Origin of the sequence: Panacibacter ginsenosidivorans (assembly GCF_007971225.1) — a bacterium.
Taxonomy (GTDB): Bacteria; Bacteroidota; Bacteroidia; order Chitinophagales; family Chitinophagaceae; genus Panacibacter; species Panacibacter ginsenosidivorans.
Genome location: NZ_CP042435.1, coordinates 4,250,575 through 4,267,714, shown reverse-complemented (window position 1 = coordinate 4,267,714; position 17,140 = coordinate 4,250,575). Strand labels below are relative to the sequence as shown.

The window sequence follows — 17,140 nt, the reverse complement described above, 5'->3', positions numbered from 1 at the left end:
CCGGAGACGGGAAGACGATAGCGTTTATTTTTAATTACTGATTTATGATAGCTATTGTTTTGCTCAATGAAGTTAGTCGGTACAAGAGTGCGACGCAAGAGAAGCTTAATGCATATTCAAATGCCTGGCTCAAAAAATATTTACAATTATCCGTTACTAAGTTCATTTAAAACCTTGCTCCATTTCTTTACCACATTTGTGTCATTATATTGTTGTGCATTGCGGTAAGCATTTGCAATGATCGTTTGTGCCAATGCCTGATTTTGTATTAGCATATTTATTTTTTCAAACATGCTTTTGTCGTCATCTGCATCTACAAGTAAACCGTTTACGCCATCTTCTATCATGTACGGAATACCACCTGTATTTACAGAAACAATGGGTAATCCAAACTGCATAAACTCTGTTAATGAAACAGGAGTGTTGTCAATCTTATTGGTGCAGATATAAATATCGTATGATGCAGCATAAGCTTGCTTTTGCTGCATATTGATATAACCGGGAAATAATATTTTATCTTTTAATCCAAACCGTTCTGCCATGATTTTTGTTGCATTATATAGCGGACCTTCTTTGCCTGCCATGACCATTTCAAAATCATTGTATTTTTCTGCAAGCCTTTTTGCAACACGCACAGCCATCAGTGGATTATAGATATCAGTAAAAGCACGCATCCATATGATACGTGGCCTTATTTTTTCTTTTGCACAAAATTTATAGTTAGCAAGGTCAACAGGGTTTTCTATTACCTCTACATCAAATCCTTTATCTGTAAACATAGAACTGAAATAAGCAGAGGGTGCAAATAATATGTCCGCCCTTTTCATTGCTGTATAAAATCTTTGAGCCCCTTTATCAATTCTTTCAGGAATAGATCCTCCGTGAATACCCAGTACAATTTTTTTATTGAGCTGTTTCAATATCCTGGTAACTATTTCCTGCCACAAAAAACTTGGCCATGTACCAAACAATGGCACGATTGCTATATCATACTCCTGCCGGCGGGTGATAAGTGTTGAAACTGTATCGATAAAACGTTTTGTTTTTCCGGCTGCAGCAGAACTGGTAATGACAGGTATATTATTGTTGCGAAACATAGCGGCTATCCTGTCTTCAGCCGAACGGATATTTTGTTTTGTTGAAGATGCATCTATAAACAAGCCAAGTATAAGCACCGCTTTTTGATGTTTCATGCGGGAAGCATTTTGTACATCTCTGCAGCCACTTCTGTTTGAATGCCTGTTTGCCAGCCAGTTTTTTTGTAAGCTGCAATGGCCCGTGCATTGGATGTTCTTACACTCAATGTCATTTTAGAGGCGTGCCGTTTGATGCATTCTATCTCAAAATGCTGCATTAATAATTCAAAGCAACCTTTGCCCCTGTAGTCGGGATGCACACCAATCACAACGAGGCCAATATGAGATGGAGTATTATTGGTAGCAACAGGATGTATAACTGGATTTTTTTTTATCCCCGTTATTTTCCTGGAAATATTTTTTAAGATCAACGGATAAAAGCGGATAACATCTTTATGAAAAAAAAGCCACGGTTTTTTCAGCATGCCCATAGCAGCTTCTTTCATAGCATATTGCATCATGCCACTGGTCGAGCCGTCACCAATACCTTTAGACTGAAAGCCCCCGCAATAGCCAATTACTTTATCATGATCAGTTACATGAAAAAGAAACCTGTTCTCACCTGCAAGAAACCATTCCATCGAACGTATGGCAAAAGCATAACCCAGTTTTGTACCAAAAGAACCGGGAAAGCTTATCAGGTGGCAACGTGCCACCTCAGGCAGTTGGTGCAGGGATGTATTGCTTAAATTCAATTTGTTTCTTTTTAGTGCGCCTGATAAGGGTAGGCGTTGCTATGGCGATAGTAAGTATATAAGGTTGGGCCGCGATTTTTAAGCCATTATGTACAATGATAAGTGAAAATAATAACAGGAGATAGAAGGCCATATCCCTTTGCTGTTTTTTCCTTTGCATGAACTCAAATATAAGAATGGCATAAAATCCCCAGTAAAAAATGATACCCAATATACCATGCTCAGCAGCAGCCCGTACAAATTCATTGTGCGCACCGGATTCTACACCATAAAGATTTCTGTTTAAAATCTCACTTCCATAATTACCTGTACCAACACCAGCCAGCGGTTCATCTAAAAATAAGGTAAACCCTGCCTCTACCAACTCTGTTCTTCCTGAATCACCCTTTTCAACATAACGCTGTTCCAGCTTACCATCAGTGGCATTCATAGCATAATAATATATAATATATCCAATAGGTACTAAAAAAAGAAGAATAGCAAAACGTCCAACTTCTTTACGGTTAAATAAAGCATACAATGCTATTACTCCTGCAAGGAAATATATGCCCCCACGTGAAAACGTAAGCACCATTAAGGTGACTATTACAGTAAAAGCAAATAAGTGCACTATAAAAGCCTGCTTATACTTTTCATTCATAATATATAGAAAGATCATACTGCTGCCAATGCCAAGATAACCGCTTATTTGAACAGGCGCCATTCGATTAGTAGACTCGCTGCTCGAAACAAGCATATACGTGATCTCATGTGTAAAATGGGCCACTAATATGTTTCCCGACAAATAAACTGCAGCAAGGGCAAGATGCTTGATAATATGAGCAGTTAATCTGGGACTAAGTGTATTAGCAGATGCCCACATAGCCATAGCAGTTAATACTATGGTATTTGTTACCATACTTCTTGCATAGGTAATATCATGGGCTCTGATCATGTCCAGTATTTCCACGATAGCGTATAAAAATATGGGCAATGCACATCGCGAATGCAATTTAAGTGAGCCGCCTTTGCTAAGGAGCATAATAACAAACACACCTATTAACAGGTATTCAACAAAAAGATAAGGAACATAGGTTACACCTGCTCCATTTCTTATAAATACTTCAGTAAACACCACATAGGGTAAAACAGTAAATAACCTGAAATGATCGTTTCTGAAAGCAAAATAAATACAGGCACCACCCGCTGCCATATAGAATAAACCAAGAGAAGCACCCAGCAAACGAAGGCCTACAAGAAATCCGATACCCGCGGTAATTAAATATTCTGTGGCTGTTATCTGTTTCACTTAATTTACTTAAAGTAACTGTTAATATTATTTATGATACAAGCTGACCAGCTTTGGATAGTCTGGCTCTTAACGTATTCCCTTCCATTAGTTATTATATCATTGAATCTGTCGCGTGCTGTCATAGCTCTTTTAATCACCTGCTCAAGACTATGCTCATCTGATGTATCAAAGATAAAGCCCCTGTTACCATCCCCTGTCATTTCTTCCGCCATAGCTGTTTTACTAAGTAATGGTATTACTCCATGAAACATTCCTTCTATCGGTGCTTTGCCAAATCCTTCTACATATGTAGCCTGAACGAGAAAATTTGCTTTGCGGTATAAATCCCTCAATTCAGTATACGTTTTTTTACCTGCAAGACAAACATGGTGCTGCAATACATTTTCCTCTATAAATGTTGCATAGTTTTCTTTCAGGTAACCGTCACCAACAATATACCAGTAAAAAGAAAAACCATTATCACGTAAGCGTTTACAGGTTTCGAGAATATATTGTTGATTTTTATTGGGTACCAATGCGCCAACCGTAATAAAAACAGGCCGTTCAATTTCTGTATGTTCATATTCTGCTATACGCTTTGCAACCTGCTCAGTTTCTTCCATCCATTCTGCCTCACTATACGAAGGGCTGTAACCTTTTAATAAATGATGATCTGCAGGCTTCTTATTTACATAGATCCATACAGGCCCTTCAAAAAATTTTTTTAGCAACCATTTCTGAAACCGGTAAGTTAGGGGTTCGTTTGTATAATTATCCCAGGTGCCGGTATATACGGCAAATGTTTTGGCACGTTTGAACTTAAAATAAAAAAAACCTGGAATACTCAGGTTATTGGGCATACGTAGAAAAATAATATCAGAAACACGCTTCGCCTTTTTAAAAGCGCTTATCCATGTTGGTATGGTCCTGATCAATTTCCATTTATCACTTATTGTATTACCCCCTGCATTGGGCAATTCAATAAAATCAATGAAGGGTAAAGTATAAACAGATGTTACACTTTCATTTGTAAATGCCACAAAAGGGCAAACAATAACGGTGTGTTCAAAATGTTTTGACAGTTCCTGTATCTGCCTGCAATAAATATGATTCTCCGTAACTGCCATACCATCTTCATTTCGCATATGCACGCAATCCGAAATAATGGCCAGTCTTTTAAATTTATTCTCCATGCATAAATACTGTTACAATTTTTTTGTACCAGGCATTTGTATCGCCAGTTAGCTTTCGTTGCGTCGCACACTTCAGCGTATTATTCAATATTGAACAGGTAAGGCAAGTCATTATTCATTCAGTAATTCAGGTTGGTAATTGTTATGCAGCATTTGTTTCGCAATATGCAAAGAGCGCCTGTATTGCATATAAAGCAAAGGTGATTTTATAACAGTAAGCACCACACTAAGCATTAACATGTTACTGCTTCTCTTTTGCTTATAAGAAACATTCGATAACATGATGCCCAATAACACAGCATTCTTATAAAAAGACTGGCTGAAATATTTTTTTAACAGGTACAACACACTTGGTACAGGCTTGGGTGCAAACCATTTGGTTGGTCTGAATCCATCCCAGCTGCCCATTTCACGCAAACCACCTTCTTTTACTTTCAGGTGCACACGTGGTGCTTTATGATTAGAGATACTGTTGAAACCATGATTATAAGCACGGTAGCCAAACTCCGCGTCGCCCATACGCATACCATTGAACTGTTCATCAAATAAGCCTGTCGTTGCAAATACAGAACGTTTTACCATTGCATTTCCTGAATCAAATTGTGTGGCCCAGCGGAAATAATTATAACTGTCAGAGATCTTTTGCCCTGTTACAGCCAGCGACACTCCGGCAGAAATTTCTGCGTTAAAAAAATCGATGCATTTTACATGTTCGGTTATCCAGTCAGGCTCCACTCTTGAATCGTCATCAAAAAATAAAAGCAGTGCTGCCTTTGTGTGTTTAATCGCATTATTCCGCGCTGTCCATAATTTTTTTTCCTGTTGCCGAATTAATTGTATGCGCAATGAAAATTGCTGGTAAAATTTTTCATCAAAATTGTCTGACTGGTCAACAACAATCACTTCAAAATTTTTGTAGTGCTGCTTTTCCAGGTCGTGCAATACATCTTTCAGGTATTGATACCGGTTAAGCGTTGGTATAATGACTGCTATCAGTGGCTGTTCTGTTATAAGTTTTGAGTCGAAGCTTTCATATAAAGGATAATTAACAGGATCAGCAAATAGATTCACTTTCTTTATATGTTTTGTAGCAAAGAATGCGCTGCTTTCTTTGAACCAGTTATGAAAAGATAAAATGCGCAATAAAAAAGCATACATGGCCCATGCTGTTCCCCAATATTTTCTGATGAAAACATACTCATCTTTCAAACTGATCGGCGGTAAAGACAATACTTTTGCTACATCCTCTTTTGTTGAACTGATCAGTGTCCCTCTGTTACAAAGCCTGAAGCCTGCATCTGTAAGCTTTGCCTGTAATGTTTCATAAGCTTTATCTTCCAGTTCGGGTGTTAGCTCTTCCGGCGCTATATAACAGGCTGCAAAACCTGTTGCATGTTTTGGCAACAGGTTAAACAGTAAAGTGGGCTGTGTGTATTTTATAAAACTAAACAGGAAGTAATATTTTTTGCTATGGTCAGGGTTAACAAAATGCTCAGTAATGTGCTAAACGTACAAGTGAGTGACACAACCAAAGCTTAATAGTGTTGCTGCACCCGGGTTCAAAAAAATATTAATGCAGCAATTTATAATATTCATCTTCGAATACATCAATATAACGGCTGATGTCAAATTTTTCTTCAGCCGTTTTTCTGGCAGCTTCGCCAAGTTTTTTTCTAAGTACGTCATCCTTACACAATTCAAGCAATTGCGCCGCCATCGCTGCATGGTCATAATTGCTGACAAGTTTGCCATCTGCATTGTGTGTGATCGCTTCCTGCATACCCCCCACATCAGACGATACAACTGCCAGGCTCATAGACATTGCTTCGAGTACCGCATTGGCGAGCCCCTCGCTTACACTGGGCAAAAAATAGATGTCGGCTTCTTCATACAATTCTTTTATTTCATTCCTGTCTTTTTTGCCTAGCAATACAATATTTTCCATCAGGCCGAGTGAGTGAATATGCGTCATCAGTTCCTCCATTTTGGGTCCGTCTCCCGCAATTTTCCATACAAAATTTCCAAACTGCTCTTTTAGTTTTTGTATGGCCAGTAAACCGATCATAAAGCCCTTTTGAAAAACCAGTCTTCCTACAGATAGAATAATAATTTTATCATTGTGGTGCACCTGGTTTTGTCTGGAGAAAAAAGTGGTATCTATTGCCGGGCGGTTAATGAATATCTTATCAACAGGCGCCCCATAGCTTTGTACAGTATTGGACATGCTTGCAGACACACAGTGGATCTTATCCACTTTTTCAAATAATATTTTCAGTTTTTTTATGCGCTCTTTTTCTGATATAAGTTTTACATTTTCTGCGGTTCCCCTGCAACTGATCACTGTTTTGCCTTTAAGTGAATCAAACAGCGATAAATAAAAAATTGCAATACCGGAATAACCAAAATGATAAATGTCACAATTATATTTGTTGGTATAAGCCTTACATAAATTAACATAAAGCTTTCTGCGAAACACCTGCAGATCTGTATGAAAACTTTTAAAGAAGGCAGATGGAAATAGAAAGAATATTTTACCAAGGTGAAGTAAAGAGCTTTTGAAATCAAGATCGGCGATCACAAGGTTCTTATAATTATCAAGGCGATACAATCTGGCTACAGAATTATCTATAGGTTTCCTTCCCCCGAAAACTGTAACCCTGTGTCCGCGGTTGCAGAGGCCAATTACTTTATTAATAAAAAAAGTTTCGCTTACAGTTGGAAATTCAGGAAGGATGATGCCTATATGTAACTGCTTTTTATAAGGAGTTGACGGGATGGCCGAAACAGTTACTTTATCTGCAGGTGCATTAAGTTGCTCAATTGTATCCTGTGCAGGTTGTATGCAGGTAATGCCCGCAAGCTTTGAATAAACGGCAATATATTTTTCTGTTTGTATATCCAGCGTGAATCTTTGTTCTATTGTTTTCCTTGCGTTGCTGCCAAGCTGTTTACGCAGGCCCGCATCTTTTAATAACAACAATAAATGATCTGCTAATCCAATGTGGTCATAAACATCTGCGAGCAAGCCATTCTCTGCAGGCACAATTACTTCTTCCATACCACCGCTTCTGGTGGCCACTACGGGCAGTTCCATACTCATGGCTTCCAGGGCTACATTGGCAATACCTTCATATACACTGGGCAAAAAATAAATATCGGCCTGCACCATCAGGTCCTTTACTTCGGCAGAAGATCTGGCGCCTAATAATTGCACATGATCCTGTAACTTAAAATGATGTACCTGGTATAAGATCTGTTCATATTCCGGCCCGCTGCCCACGATCATCCACTTAAAATCAACGCCGGATTCCTTTAGTAAATGAATGGCCTGCAATCCTGTTCCAAAGCCTTTTTGGAAAGTAAACCTGCCCACACTTAGTATAGTTACAATGTCAGTTTTCTTTTGAGACAGATGTTGTTTACTGAAAAATGCAGTGTTGATACTTGGATAATTGATAAATATCTTCTCCGGTTTATTGCAGTAAGGAAGTATGGTCCTGCGCATATCCTCAGACACACAATGCACTGCATCTACTTCATCAAGCAATGCACGAAAATTTTCTTTACGGTCTTTATGTATCAGCAATTTTACTTTCTCTGCAGATCCGCGGCAGCTGACAACTTTTTTACAGGTAACCTTTCTTATTTCATAGAGATAGTCAACACCAATTCCGGAAAATTCAAAGTGTATTATATCGGGTTTATACTGATTGATCTTAGCCAACCTGAACCGCCTGAATAAACGCTGCCTTAAAGATGTTGGTTTAAACAAAAAGCGTGTTACCAAAAATGGATGCGACAACAGGAAAGGCACCATCGTGCTTTTCCGCAACAATACCACTTCAACATTTTTATTATTGCCAAATAATTCATGCAGCAGATCATTATTCCTTTTAACGCAAAAAACAAAAACATTGCATCCTTTCTCAGCAAGATATCTCACCTTGTTGGAAATAAACGTTTCACTCAGGGAGGGAAAAGTATCTACAAATAAAATGATCCTCATGCGGCAATTTTATTTTTGTGCATTGCATCCCATTGTACCAGGCAATATAACGCCCACACCAGCCAGCCGGCAGCTGTCTGTCCATGCATATACTGTTGCAGCAATTGCTGTAATTGTTTCCTGTTAAATAGGGGGGCAATATGTGCAGGCATGTCCATTATCTTCTCTGTCACCTCTTTATTCAAAACATTCCGCAACCAGTCGTCCAGCGGAATAGTAAAACCCTTTTTGGGCGCAAACGCAAGTTCATTACCCGCTTTGGCGGCAAGTAATTTTTTCAGGTTCATTTTACCTTGTGCATCTGCAATACAATCTTTATAATTGTAAGATTCACTAAGATCAAGCATACTATTGCTTAATAAAGGCACCCGTACTTCAAGACTGTGAAACATGCTTGCCCTGTCTACTTTCAGTAATATGCGTTGCAGGTGAATATCTACTTCCATTTTACGAACAAGCTCCATTACAGAAGTAACATTGCTTAGGTCCTGTTGTTCGCCCTTCTTTAGCATAGTATAATGATAAGCAGGTAAGGGTTCAGTTTCCAGTATTTTGGGTAACCAGTATTCAGCGCCTGTTATATGCAATGCACTATAATAGTAACCCGCAAAATCAGTTTTGTTCCAGTGCTTTGAAATATCGGTATGTGCAGGCTTTTTGGCTTTTGACCATAATAGCTTCATGCGCCTTGTCCATATATTTTTTTCATAGAAAGGAACCAGTGCCGGCACTTTCCTGTTTCGGGGATAACCCCAGAATAATTCATCGCCACCATCACCACTTAATGCAACGGTTACCTTTTCTTTTGCAAAAGCACTCAGCAATAAAGTGGGTATGGAAGAATAATCCGCAAATGGCTCACTGAATGCTTTGAAATGATCCTGTATCAATGGAAGGAAAACCTGCTCATCAATATAACGGCAATCATGTTTGGTATTGAAGATAGCTGCAAATTGCGCTGCTGCATCAGCTTCGTTCATATCCTTGTTATTTACACCGATTGTAAACGATTGTATTGCTTGTTTTTTGTTGGCGCAGTAAGTAACCAATGTACTGTCTACACCGCCAGACATAAATGTGCCCACAGGTACATCTGACACCAGCTGGCTCTGCGTGGCGCCGCAAATAATTTCTTCCAGCTTATGTTTATCTGCGTGTTTTGTGGCACTTCCATAGTTGTAATAACAATGTGTTGTAACCTTACCTTCCTCAACTATATAATAGTGGCCATGTAATAATAGTTTTGTTTTTTCAATGATACCTGCATCTTCAGGAATATAACCCAGTTGCAGGTAACTGCCCATAGATCCTCCGTTAAGATTATTATCCCTGCAATAAGGATGATTGATGATATGATCATACTGCGAACTATACACAACGCCATTTTCATGCATACCTATATACAATGGCTTTACCCCTACCCTGTCTCTTGCAAGTATAAGCCGGTTGCGTTGCAGGTCATAAAATGCAATAGCAAAAATACCATCTGTAATATGCATTGCTTTTTCAATGCCAAGGTGCATGATTGCATACAGTAACACTTCCGTATCTGCGGAAGAATGATAAGTGATACCAAAAGATTGCAGTAGATTTTTCAACGTATCTGTGTTGTATATCTCACCATTAAAAGTGATACAGTAGTTGCCACAGGATGAAAACATCGGCTGTCTTCCGTTAATGCTAAGATCACGTATAGAAAGTCTTACAAATCCCGCAATATAATTTTCATTATTGTGCCAGAGTTGCTGATCATCGGGGCCGCGGCGATGCATGCCCGTAAGACATTTTGAAAAATAATTTTCGTATAAATTACCTCTCTTAAAATTATACATCCCCGCTATTCCGCACATTCAGTGTTATCTTTTATTTTTTTATGAACCAATCTTTCTGTTCATATGGCATCAACTGTTGCGTCGCACACTTGTACTGAAGAATAGCTATGAGCTTTTAGCTGCGGGCCTTGAGCTATTACGTTATATGTATTTGCTCGAAGCTCATAGCTCGTAGCTTGCAGCTTCTTGTTCCAAACGCACAAGTGTGCGACGCAAGGAACGATGCTACACGCACTACTGCCGGGCTCATTATTTTTTTACCTGTAACAATACACCCGAAACTTTAAAACGGATACCCAAATAATATCCTGCAATTTCCCTGTAACCCCACAACGGATAATGCGATCTTTTCTTTTTATAATAACTACGCTCTGTAATAGTAATGATCTGCGCTGCTATCTGTTGTACCTGGCCGGGTTTGAATAAGGCGGTGATCTCTTCCGGTGTTGGCCTGAACATATTATCGATCGGGTCAAGATGTTTTTTATATTTATAAGGAACCGTGATAAGCAGGTAACCATTGTTGCGGCATGCTGTATATAAATTCTGCACAACAGCATTGATATCTTCCACGTGCTCCAGCATATTGGTGCAGATAACAATATCAAAAGCATTGGTATGTTGCGTTGCAAATGTTGGTTGTGTAATATCAGCAACCATATCAACGCCATTATCTTCTTTTACATCCACATGATAAATAGGATAACCTTTTTGTTGCAAAGGCTTAAAGATGTGTTCGTGTATATGCGGCTGCAGCGCCTCCCTGAACAAAGCAGTGGATGAACCAATGTTCGCTATCACCGGTTTGCGAATAGTATCAATATTCTTCAGCAAATCGCCCACCCATTTTGCTTCCTGCCTGAACATGCTTTAATTTTTCTGTTGATGAAATGTTTCGATCGCCTGGATATACGCGGCCCTGAATGTTGCAGTGATCTTGTCCCATGTATAATGTTGCTGCACTTTTTCAAAACCGGCAGCACCCATTTGTTGAGCCTTGTTGTTGTCTGAGATCATGCGTTTTATCTGCATGGCAAGTTCTGAAACGTTGCCCGGTTCAAAAAGATAGCCATCTTTATTTTCTTCTATCAAAGAAGCAATAGCACCGATGCGTGTTCCTATAACAGGTTTTTTAAAACTCCACGCTTCAAGAAATACCACACCAAAAGATTCTTCTTTGGAAGGCAGCACGACTATCGCTGCGGCTTGCAGAAGCATACATTTTGTGTGCTGGGGAATATCAGTAAGCACAAACAGGTTTTGGATATTTTTTGCAGCTTCCTGTAATGCGCTGCTGTAAGTACCTTTTGCACCTGCTATAACCAGGCAACTATTTTTTTCTTCCTGCTGCAGCTGACTAAAGGCATCTATTAAAACCGGCAGCCCTTTGAAAGCTTCCTGCCGGCTGATACAGAGGATGATCTTTTTATCAGCATTTATACCTGATGCTTTTCGCACATCTTCATCGTAGTGTATTTCTTGTTCCAGTATATCTGTAGCAGCACCCGCAACAGTTATTTTTGCAGCTTGCATTCCCTGCTTTATTAAAAACTCTTTTTCATACAATGTATTGGCGATATAATGATCTGCAGCTTTGATCCTTTGTATATACTTTGCAGGCACCTGCCCGGTTTCAAGGTGCAAAGCACCGTACAAAACAAATGGTTTAGGGTTAGGTATATTTTTACGGTATAACCCATAATCGGCAAAACGATAATGCACCGAAGAAGCGCAGATAATATCTGCATCGGTGGTTTCAATTGCTTTTTTCATAGATGCAGAAAAAGGCCCCATCGATAATGTGGCAACTGATTCAGGCAATCCTTTGCCACTCATTTTTACAGATGCTTTTGAAACCAGTTTAAGTAAAGGTTTATGTGCCCTGAAAAATCCAAAACGTTTTACATGCACACCATTGATGAATGTTTCTTTCTCTTCTATTTTTTTAAAAGTTGCATTATTGGGGCCATAAAGAGAATTCGTAGTGATCACCGTTACTTTGTCATTATACTGCGCATGTAAACATTCTGATATTTTTTTCATAGTGTGCTGCGTGCCACCAAGCGAAGGATAATAATTCTGTGTTACATGCAGCACTTTCATAAATATCAGCTGTTTGAAAATGCAGTTTTATTTTGCTGCAGCTTTTTAAAATTTTCAATACCCAGCAAATAAGCATCCCTGTATTTTTTAGTGATGACCGGCCAGGTAAATTGCTGTATGATTTTCGCGTAGCCATTATTACCAAATCGTTTGCGTTTTGCTTCATCCTGCATTAATGCGATGATAGCCGATGATAATTCCTGTATATTATCTGCTGCAAACAAAAGACCATCCCTGCCATCACGCACCAGTGAAGCTACAGCGCCCATAGCTACACCGATAACTGGCTTTTTACAGGCCCAAGCTTCCAGGAAAACAACGCCAAACGATTCGCCTTTTGAAGCAAGCACGAAAACATCTATGGCATTAAATAATAAAGGCTTCAATGCACTGTCAAAATCTTCCAAAAGAATTACAGGTAAATCATGTGCCTGTATCTTTTGCTTTAGTGCTGTAGTAAAATCTGTAGCAGTACCTGCCAGCAACAGCTTTACGTGTTTGTGTTGTTTATATACTTCTGCAAATGCATCCAATAAAATACCTGCTCCTTTACCGGCAGACAATCTGCCGATATGGCCAACCAGTACCTCATTTTCCTGTATACCATATTTTTCACGAAAGGCTTTTACTTCATTTTCATTACATACATAATCTGCTGCTGTTATACCTGTTCCTGTGGTAACTATTTTATCAGCTTCCACACCATATTCTATCATTTTATTTTTTTCAAAATCTGTATTGGCAATATAACAATCGCATACCCTTGCTCTTTTTATTACCGGCGCATCAGAGGGCCAGTTGATATGCAAATGCAATGCACCATACAATACAAATGGCTTGGGGCTCTTTGTGCGAAAGCGCCAAAAGGGATAATCGCAAAACATATAGTTACTGGTGGTGGCCATGATCACATCTGCATCTGCATCTTCCATCATCCTGTCAATACCTTTGCAATCCAGTTCCCAGCGGTATTTATATAACCGGTGCGGCAATGTTTGCTTGAATATTTTTTTGTAACCACGACCTGCATAAGTAAGCAATGGATAATGCCACCTGTTGAAGGCAAACCTGTGCACATCCACACCATTTATATTTTCATTCGCCGGCTCTATAGTTTTGAACAAAGGCATTTCAGGACCATATAAAGAATTGGAAGTGGCAACAGCTACTTCATCATGATAATACTCCACAAAGTTTTCCGACAAATGCTTCATGGTATATTGCGGGCCGCCATGCGCAGGATAATAATTAGAACAAACGTGCAGGATCTTCATTAATTTGTAATATTATACTTTCAATCTGCAGCTACCGAAACTCTGACGGGTAAACGATACCTTAAATCCATCATTGGTTTTTCAACCAGCCTGAATAATATATATGCACCACCAATGGTCCATATTATAAAAGCTATAAATTCAAAAATATTATAGGGAACAATCCCAAAGTAAAATACATGCAGCTTTGAGCGTATTATTTTATCAAAGGGTGTAAAATTCAACAAATACATAGAGTATGAAATTCTACTTATAAAAGTAAAACTCTTGTATAGTACACCCTTACCGGCTTTTATATTACTCAATTTCGGAAGCAATAATAATGAACCTATTGATTGGGCAGTTAATGAAATATACATCACATACCAACCAAAGCTTGATAGTAAACTGATCAACTTCGTGCCTATACAAATAAGCAGGCCGATAATGAATAAGCCATTTTTATTCTTCCAAATACGATACTTATAAAAATTTAAGTACGCACCAAGTATGCCAAACATTATACTATCGATACGGACGCTTACCGGCTCCCTTACAAATTCCATCCAGCCATCGTGCGTAGGGTGTTGTGCAGCCACAATTGATCTAAATATTATTTCTATAACAATAATAAATACGATCCAGAAGAATACCAGCTTCTTAATTTCAATTTTGAAGAACCTGAAAGAAAGGTATAATAAAAGCGGAACTAAAAGGTAGAACCATTCTTCAATACATAAACTCCATGATTCATGGAACAAATCTGCTCCTCCCCTAAAAATTGATTGAATAAAAATGTAATACTGTGCGTAGTCGAAGAAATATTGGTTTTCCCTTGTAGCTACCTGGTATATTATTAAGGTGGTTAGTACAACAAAATAAGCGGGCAATGTCCGTAACCAGCGTCTCATCCAGAATTGACGAATATCTGCAAAACTTACAGAAGGCTTGTTCAAAGTTTTCAAAAGAATTGTTCCGATCAAATAACCACTTAGTACAAAAAATATTTCCACCCCATCACAATGAGGAATAAGGTTACCCAAAAACTGGAAGCTGTGCCCATAAATAACCAGCAATATGGCTATTGCTCTTAAAATATCTAATCCGTAAATTCTACTTTCCTGTTTCATGTACAAATATTTTCCTACAATTACGAATGATATACTCTTAAATAAACTCTTTTATAGAATCACAAACAAATGCAATCTCTTCTTCTTCAATGCCCGGATAGATTGGCAGGCTCAAACAACTTTCTGCAATTGCTTCAGCTATTGGAAAAGCTCCTTTCGAATATCCAAGATGCTTATAGGCATTCTGCAAATGTGGTGGCACAGGATAATGGATCATCGTACCGATACCTTTACTATTCAGGTATTGCTGCAATGCGTCCCGTTGTTTTGTCCGGATGACATACAGGTGAAATACATGCGTGCAATGTTTGGCGGTGACCGGCAATTTTATCTCATCTGCATTTTGTAACAAGGCATGATACCTGTCTGCTGCCTGGCAACGCAATGCAGTGAATGATTCCAGGTGTTTCAACTTTACACTAAGAAATGCTGCCTGCAGTTCATCAAGCCGCATATTATATCCTTCCACTTCATTATAATACTTTTTTGCGGAGCCATAATTGCGCAGCATATTTATTTGTGCTGCAATCGCCGCATCATTGGTCGTTACAGCACCTGCATCGCCCAATGCACCAAGATTTTTTCCGGGATAAAAACTGCTGGCATTGGCATGTCCCCATGATCCTGTTGGCTGGTTATGACAGAGTGCCCCATGTGCCTGCGCATTATCTTCTATAACTTTCAAATTATATTTTGCTGCCAGTTGCATGATCGTTTGCATATCACAGGACTGACCATATAAATGCACCGGCATAATTGCTTTTGTTGCGGTTGTAATGTGCGGTTCAATTCCTTCGGCGGTAATATTGTAAGTGCTTTCATCTGGTTCTGCAAATATGGGTGTGGCGCCTGCATGTGTAATGGCTAATACAGTTGCTATATAGGTATTCGAAGGAACGATCACTTCATCTCCTTTGCCAACACCACATGCTTTCAACGAAAGTATCAATGCATCTAATCCATTACTTACACCGACACAATATTGTGTATTGCAAAAAGTAGCATAATCTTTTTCAAATACTGCTACTTCTTTACCCAGCACATACCATTTGCTGTTAAATACAGTTGTAAATGCCTGCTGCATTTCATCAGCTATTATTTTATTGGTATAATCGAAGGAGAGAAAGGGAATGTTCATGATTTTATTTCTTTTACTTTTTGGCTTGATCCAAAAAGTAACAAAAAGATCAAGGACAACACGAAGGCTCCGCCCGTTTGTCCTTGCCAGTACCACACATTTGGAACGTTTGAATAATCAAACTTAAAATTTTATTGATGGGTATTAATAATGATTGCAATGACTGTACTCTGCCGAATTTATTTCTAAACGTACAAGAGTGCGACGCAACGAAAGTCTAATGCATGCACTGTACCATGGCTCATAATTTTTCCATGCCGTTTTCTGTAAGCCTATATTTATTTCCATTAGCAGAATACCATGCATCATCTTCCTGTTTTATTAATGCATTGCCCTGTTCATCAACCCAACCCATAATGCGTGCAGGGTTGCCATACACCAATGCATGCGCAGGAATATTTTTTGTAACAACTGCCCCCATGCCGATCATGGCATAAGCGCCAATCTCAATGCCACCGCCAATTACAGCGGCTGCACCAAGCGATGCACCGCGATGAATAATGGTATCCGGCGTTTGCACATGTTGTTTGCTGCGTGGCCTTTTATTGTTTACAAACGTAACGTTGGGGCCAATAAAAACATCATCTGCTATGCGTGTGCCGTTCCACAAATACACACCACATTTAAGCGTAACGTTATTGCCTACTACCACATCATTTTCAATAAAACAATGTGCATTGATATTGCAGTTGCTGCCAATGACCGCATCTTTCAGCACCACACAATACTGCCATATCGATGTATTGTCACCGATATTTTTTGTCTGCACATCTGATAACGGATGTATCATGTTGTTTTGCGTAACTGTAAAAATTCGTTGTAGTCGCGTATATAGTCTGATGCATCATACAGGCCCGATGCAAGCACCAGCACAATGGCGCCTGAAGAAAAATTACTCATATAGTCCCATATCAACGGCTTTATATGCAGGCCCATATATGGCCTGTTTAGCTGAATGGTTTTTTTGCTATGGCCATCATCGATCGTAATATCAAAACTGCCGCTCGCTGCAATAATAAATTGCTGCAGGCTGCGGTGTGCATGTGCACCGCGTGTTTCACCACCGGGAATATCATAGAGATAAAATACACGTTGTATATCGAAAGGAATTTCAATACTATTCTGCACAGGCGTTATACTTCCTGCTTCATTATAAATTTTTGGAAGGTGTATAATATTGCAATCAAAAACAGTGGCTGGCATGAGTTGTGTCTTTTTTATTTTATGAACCCGGCTATTGAACCGCTATTAAACATTTGTTGCGTCGCACACTTGTACGAAACCAACGCTACCCGTCATTGCGAAGCTTTACTCAAAAGTTTGTGGTTGGCAAAGCTGCGGCAATCTTATAATACTTTACCTTAATTCAACAGATTGCCACATC

Annotated in this window: 14 protein-coding genes; all 14 read right to left on the bottom strand. The window is 39.1% G+C overall.

The window, feature by feature from the left end:
• Window positions 1–146: 146 nt before the first annotated feature.
• Window positions 147–1,193 (bottom strand): glycosyltransferase family 4 protein, encoded by a 1,047-nt coding sequence (locus FRZ67_RS17930; protein ID WP_147191814.1) that lies wholly within the window; start codon window positions 1,191–1,193, stop codon window positions 147–149.
• A complete protein-coding gene (locus FRZ67_RS17925; RefSeq protein WP_147191813.1) occupies window positions 1,190–1,831 on the bottom strand; it encodes a GNAT family N-acetyltransferase in 642 nt (213 codons plus the stop codon). Before FRZ67_RS17925 ends, FRZ67_RS17930 begins: the two co-directional genes overlap by 4 nt.
• Window positions 1,794–3,119: an O-antigen ligase family protein gene (locus tag FRZ67_RS17920; RefSeq protein WP_147191811.1), complete on the bottom strand. Its 1,326-nt coding sequence runs from the start codon at window positions 3,117–3,119 to the stop codon at window positions 1,794–1,796. The genes FRZ67_RS17925 and FRZ67_RS17920 overlap by 38 nt, the downstream gene beginning before the upstream one ends.
• Before the next feature lie 5 nt (window positions 3,120–3,124).
• The gene (locus FRZ67_RS17915; protein ID WP_147191809.1) at window positions 3,125–4,294 is read right to left on the bottom strand and encodes a glycosyltransferase; all 1,170 of its coding nucleotides are present in this window, start codon (window positions 4,292–4,294) and stop codon (window positions 3,125–3,127) included.
• Window positions 4,295–4,405: 111 nt separating this feature from the next.
• Entirely contained in the window at window positions 4,406–5,698 is a 1,293-nt protein-coding gene (locus tag FRZ67_RS17910) for a glycosyltransferase family 2 protein (protein ID WP_147191807.1), read from the bottom strand.
• 166 nt (window positions 5,699–5,864) lie between these two features.
• Window positions 5,865–8,300 (bottom strand): glycosyltransferase family 4 protein, encoded by a 2,436-nt coding sequence (locus FRZ67_RS17905; RefSeq protein ID WP_147191805.1) that lies wholly within the window; start codon window positions 8,298–8,300, stop codon window positions 5,865–5,867.
• Window positions 8,297–10,150 (bottom strand): asparagine synthase (glutamine-hydrolyzing), encoded by a 1,854-nt coding sequence (gene asnB / locus FRZ67_RS17900; protein ID WP_147191803.1) that lies wholly within the window; start codon window positions 10,148–10,150, stop codon window positions 8,297–8,299. Before asnB ends, FRZ67_RS17905 begins: the two co-directional genes overlap by 4 nt.
• Window positions 10,151–10,381: 231 nt before the next feature.
• On the bottom strand, window positions 10,382–10,999 hold the full coding sequence (locus FRZ67_RS17895; RefSeq protein ID WP_147191801.1) for a methyltransferase domain-containing protein: 618 nt from the start codon (window positions 10,997–10,999) through the stop codon (window positions 10,382–10,384).
• 3 nt (window positions 11,000–11,002) lie between these two features.
• On the bottom strand, window positions 11,003–12,235 hold the full coding sequence (locus FRZ67_RS17890) for a glycosyltransferase family 4 protein (protein ID WP_147191799.1): 1,233 nt from the start codon (window positions 12,233–12,235) through the stop codon (window positions 11,003–11,005).
• Between the two features lie 5 nt (window positions 12,236–12,240).
• Complete coding sequence (locus FRZ67_RS17885; protein ID WP_147191797.1) at window positions 12,241–13,509, bottom strand: glycosyltransferase family 4 protein; 1,269 nt, start codon at window positions 13,507–13,509, stop codon at window positions 12,241–12,243.
• A gap of 20 nt (window positions 13,510–13,529) precedes the next feature.
• On the bottom strand, window positions 13,530–14,618 hold the full coding sequence (locus FRZ67_RS17880) for an acyltransferase family protein (RefSeq protein WP_147191795.1): 1,089 nt from the start codon (window positions 14,616–14,618) through the stop codon (window positions 13,530–13,532).
• A gap of 37 nt (window positions 14,619–14,655) precedes the next feature.
• The gene (locus FRZ67_RS17875) at window positions 14,656–15,756 is read right to left on the bottom strand and encodes a DegT/DnrJ/EryC1/StrS family aminotransferase (protein WP_147191793.1); all 1,101 of its coding nucleotides are present in this window, start codon (window positions 15,754–15,756) and stop codon (window positions 14,656–14,658) included.
• Between the two features lie 241 nt (window positions 15,757–15,997).
• Window positions 15,998–16,546, bottom strand: coding sequence for an acyltransferase (locus FRZ67_RS23870; RefSeq protein ID WP_147191791.1), 549 nt, complete (start codon window positions 16,544–16,546; stop codon window positions 15,998–16,000).
• Window positions 16,543–16,959 carry a sugar 3,4-ketoisomerase gene (locus FRZ67_RS17865; RefSeq protein WP_147191789.1) on the bottom strand — a complete coding sequence of 139 codons (417 nt, stop codon included), beginning with the start codon at window positions 16,957–16,959 and terminating at the stop codon, window positions 16,543–16,545. The genes FRZ67_RS23870 and FRZ67_RS17865 overlap by 4 nt, the downstream gene beginning before the upstream one ends.
• Window positions 16,960–17,140 lie beyond the last annotated feature (181 nt).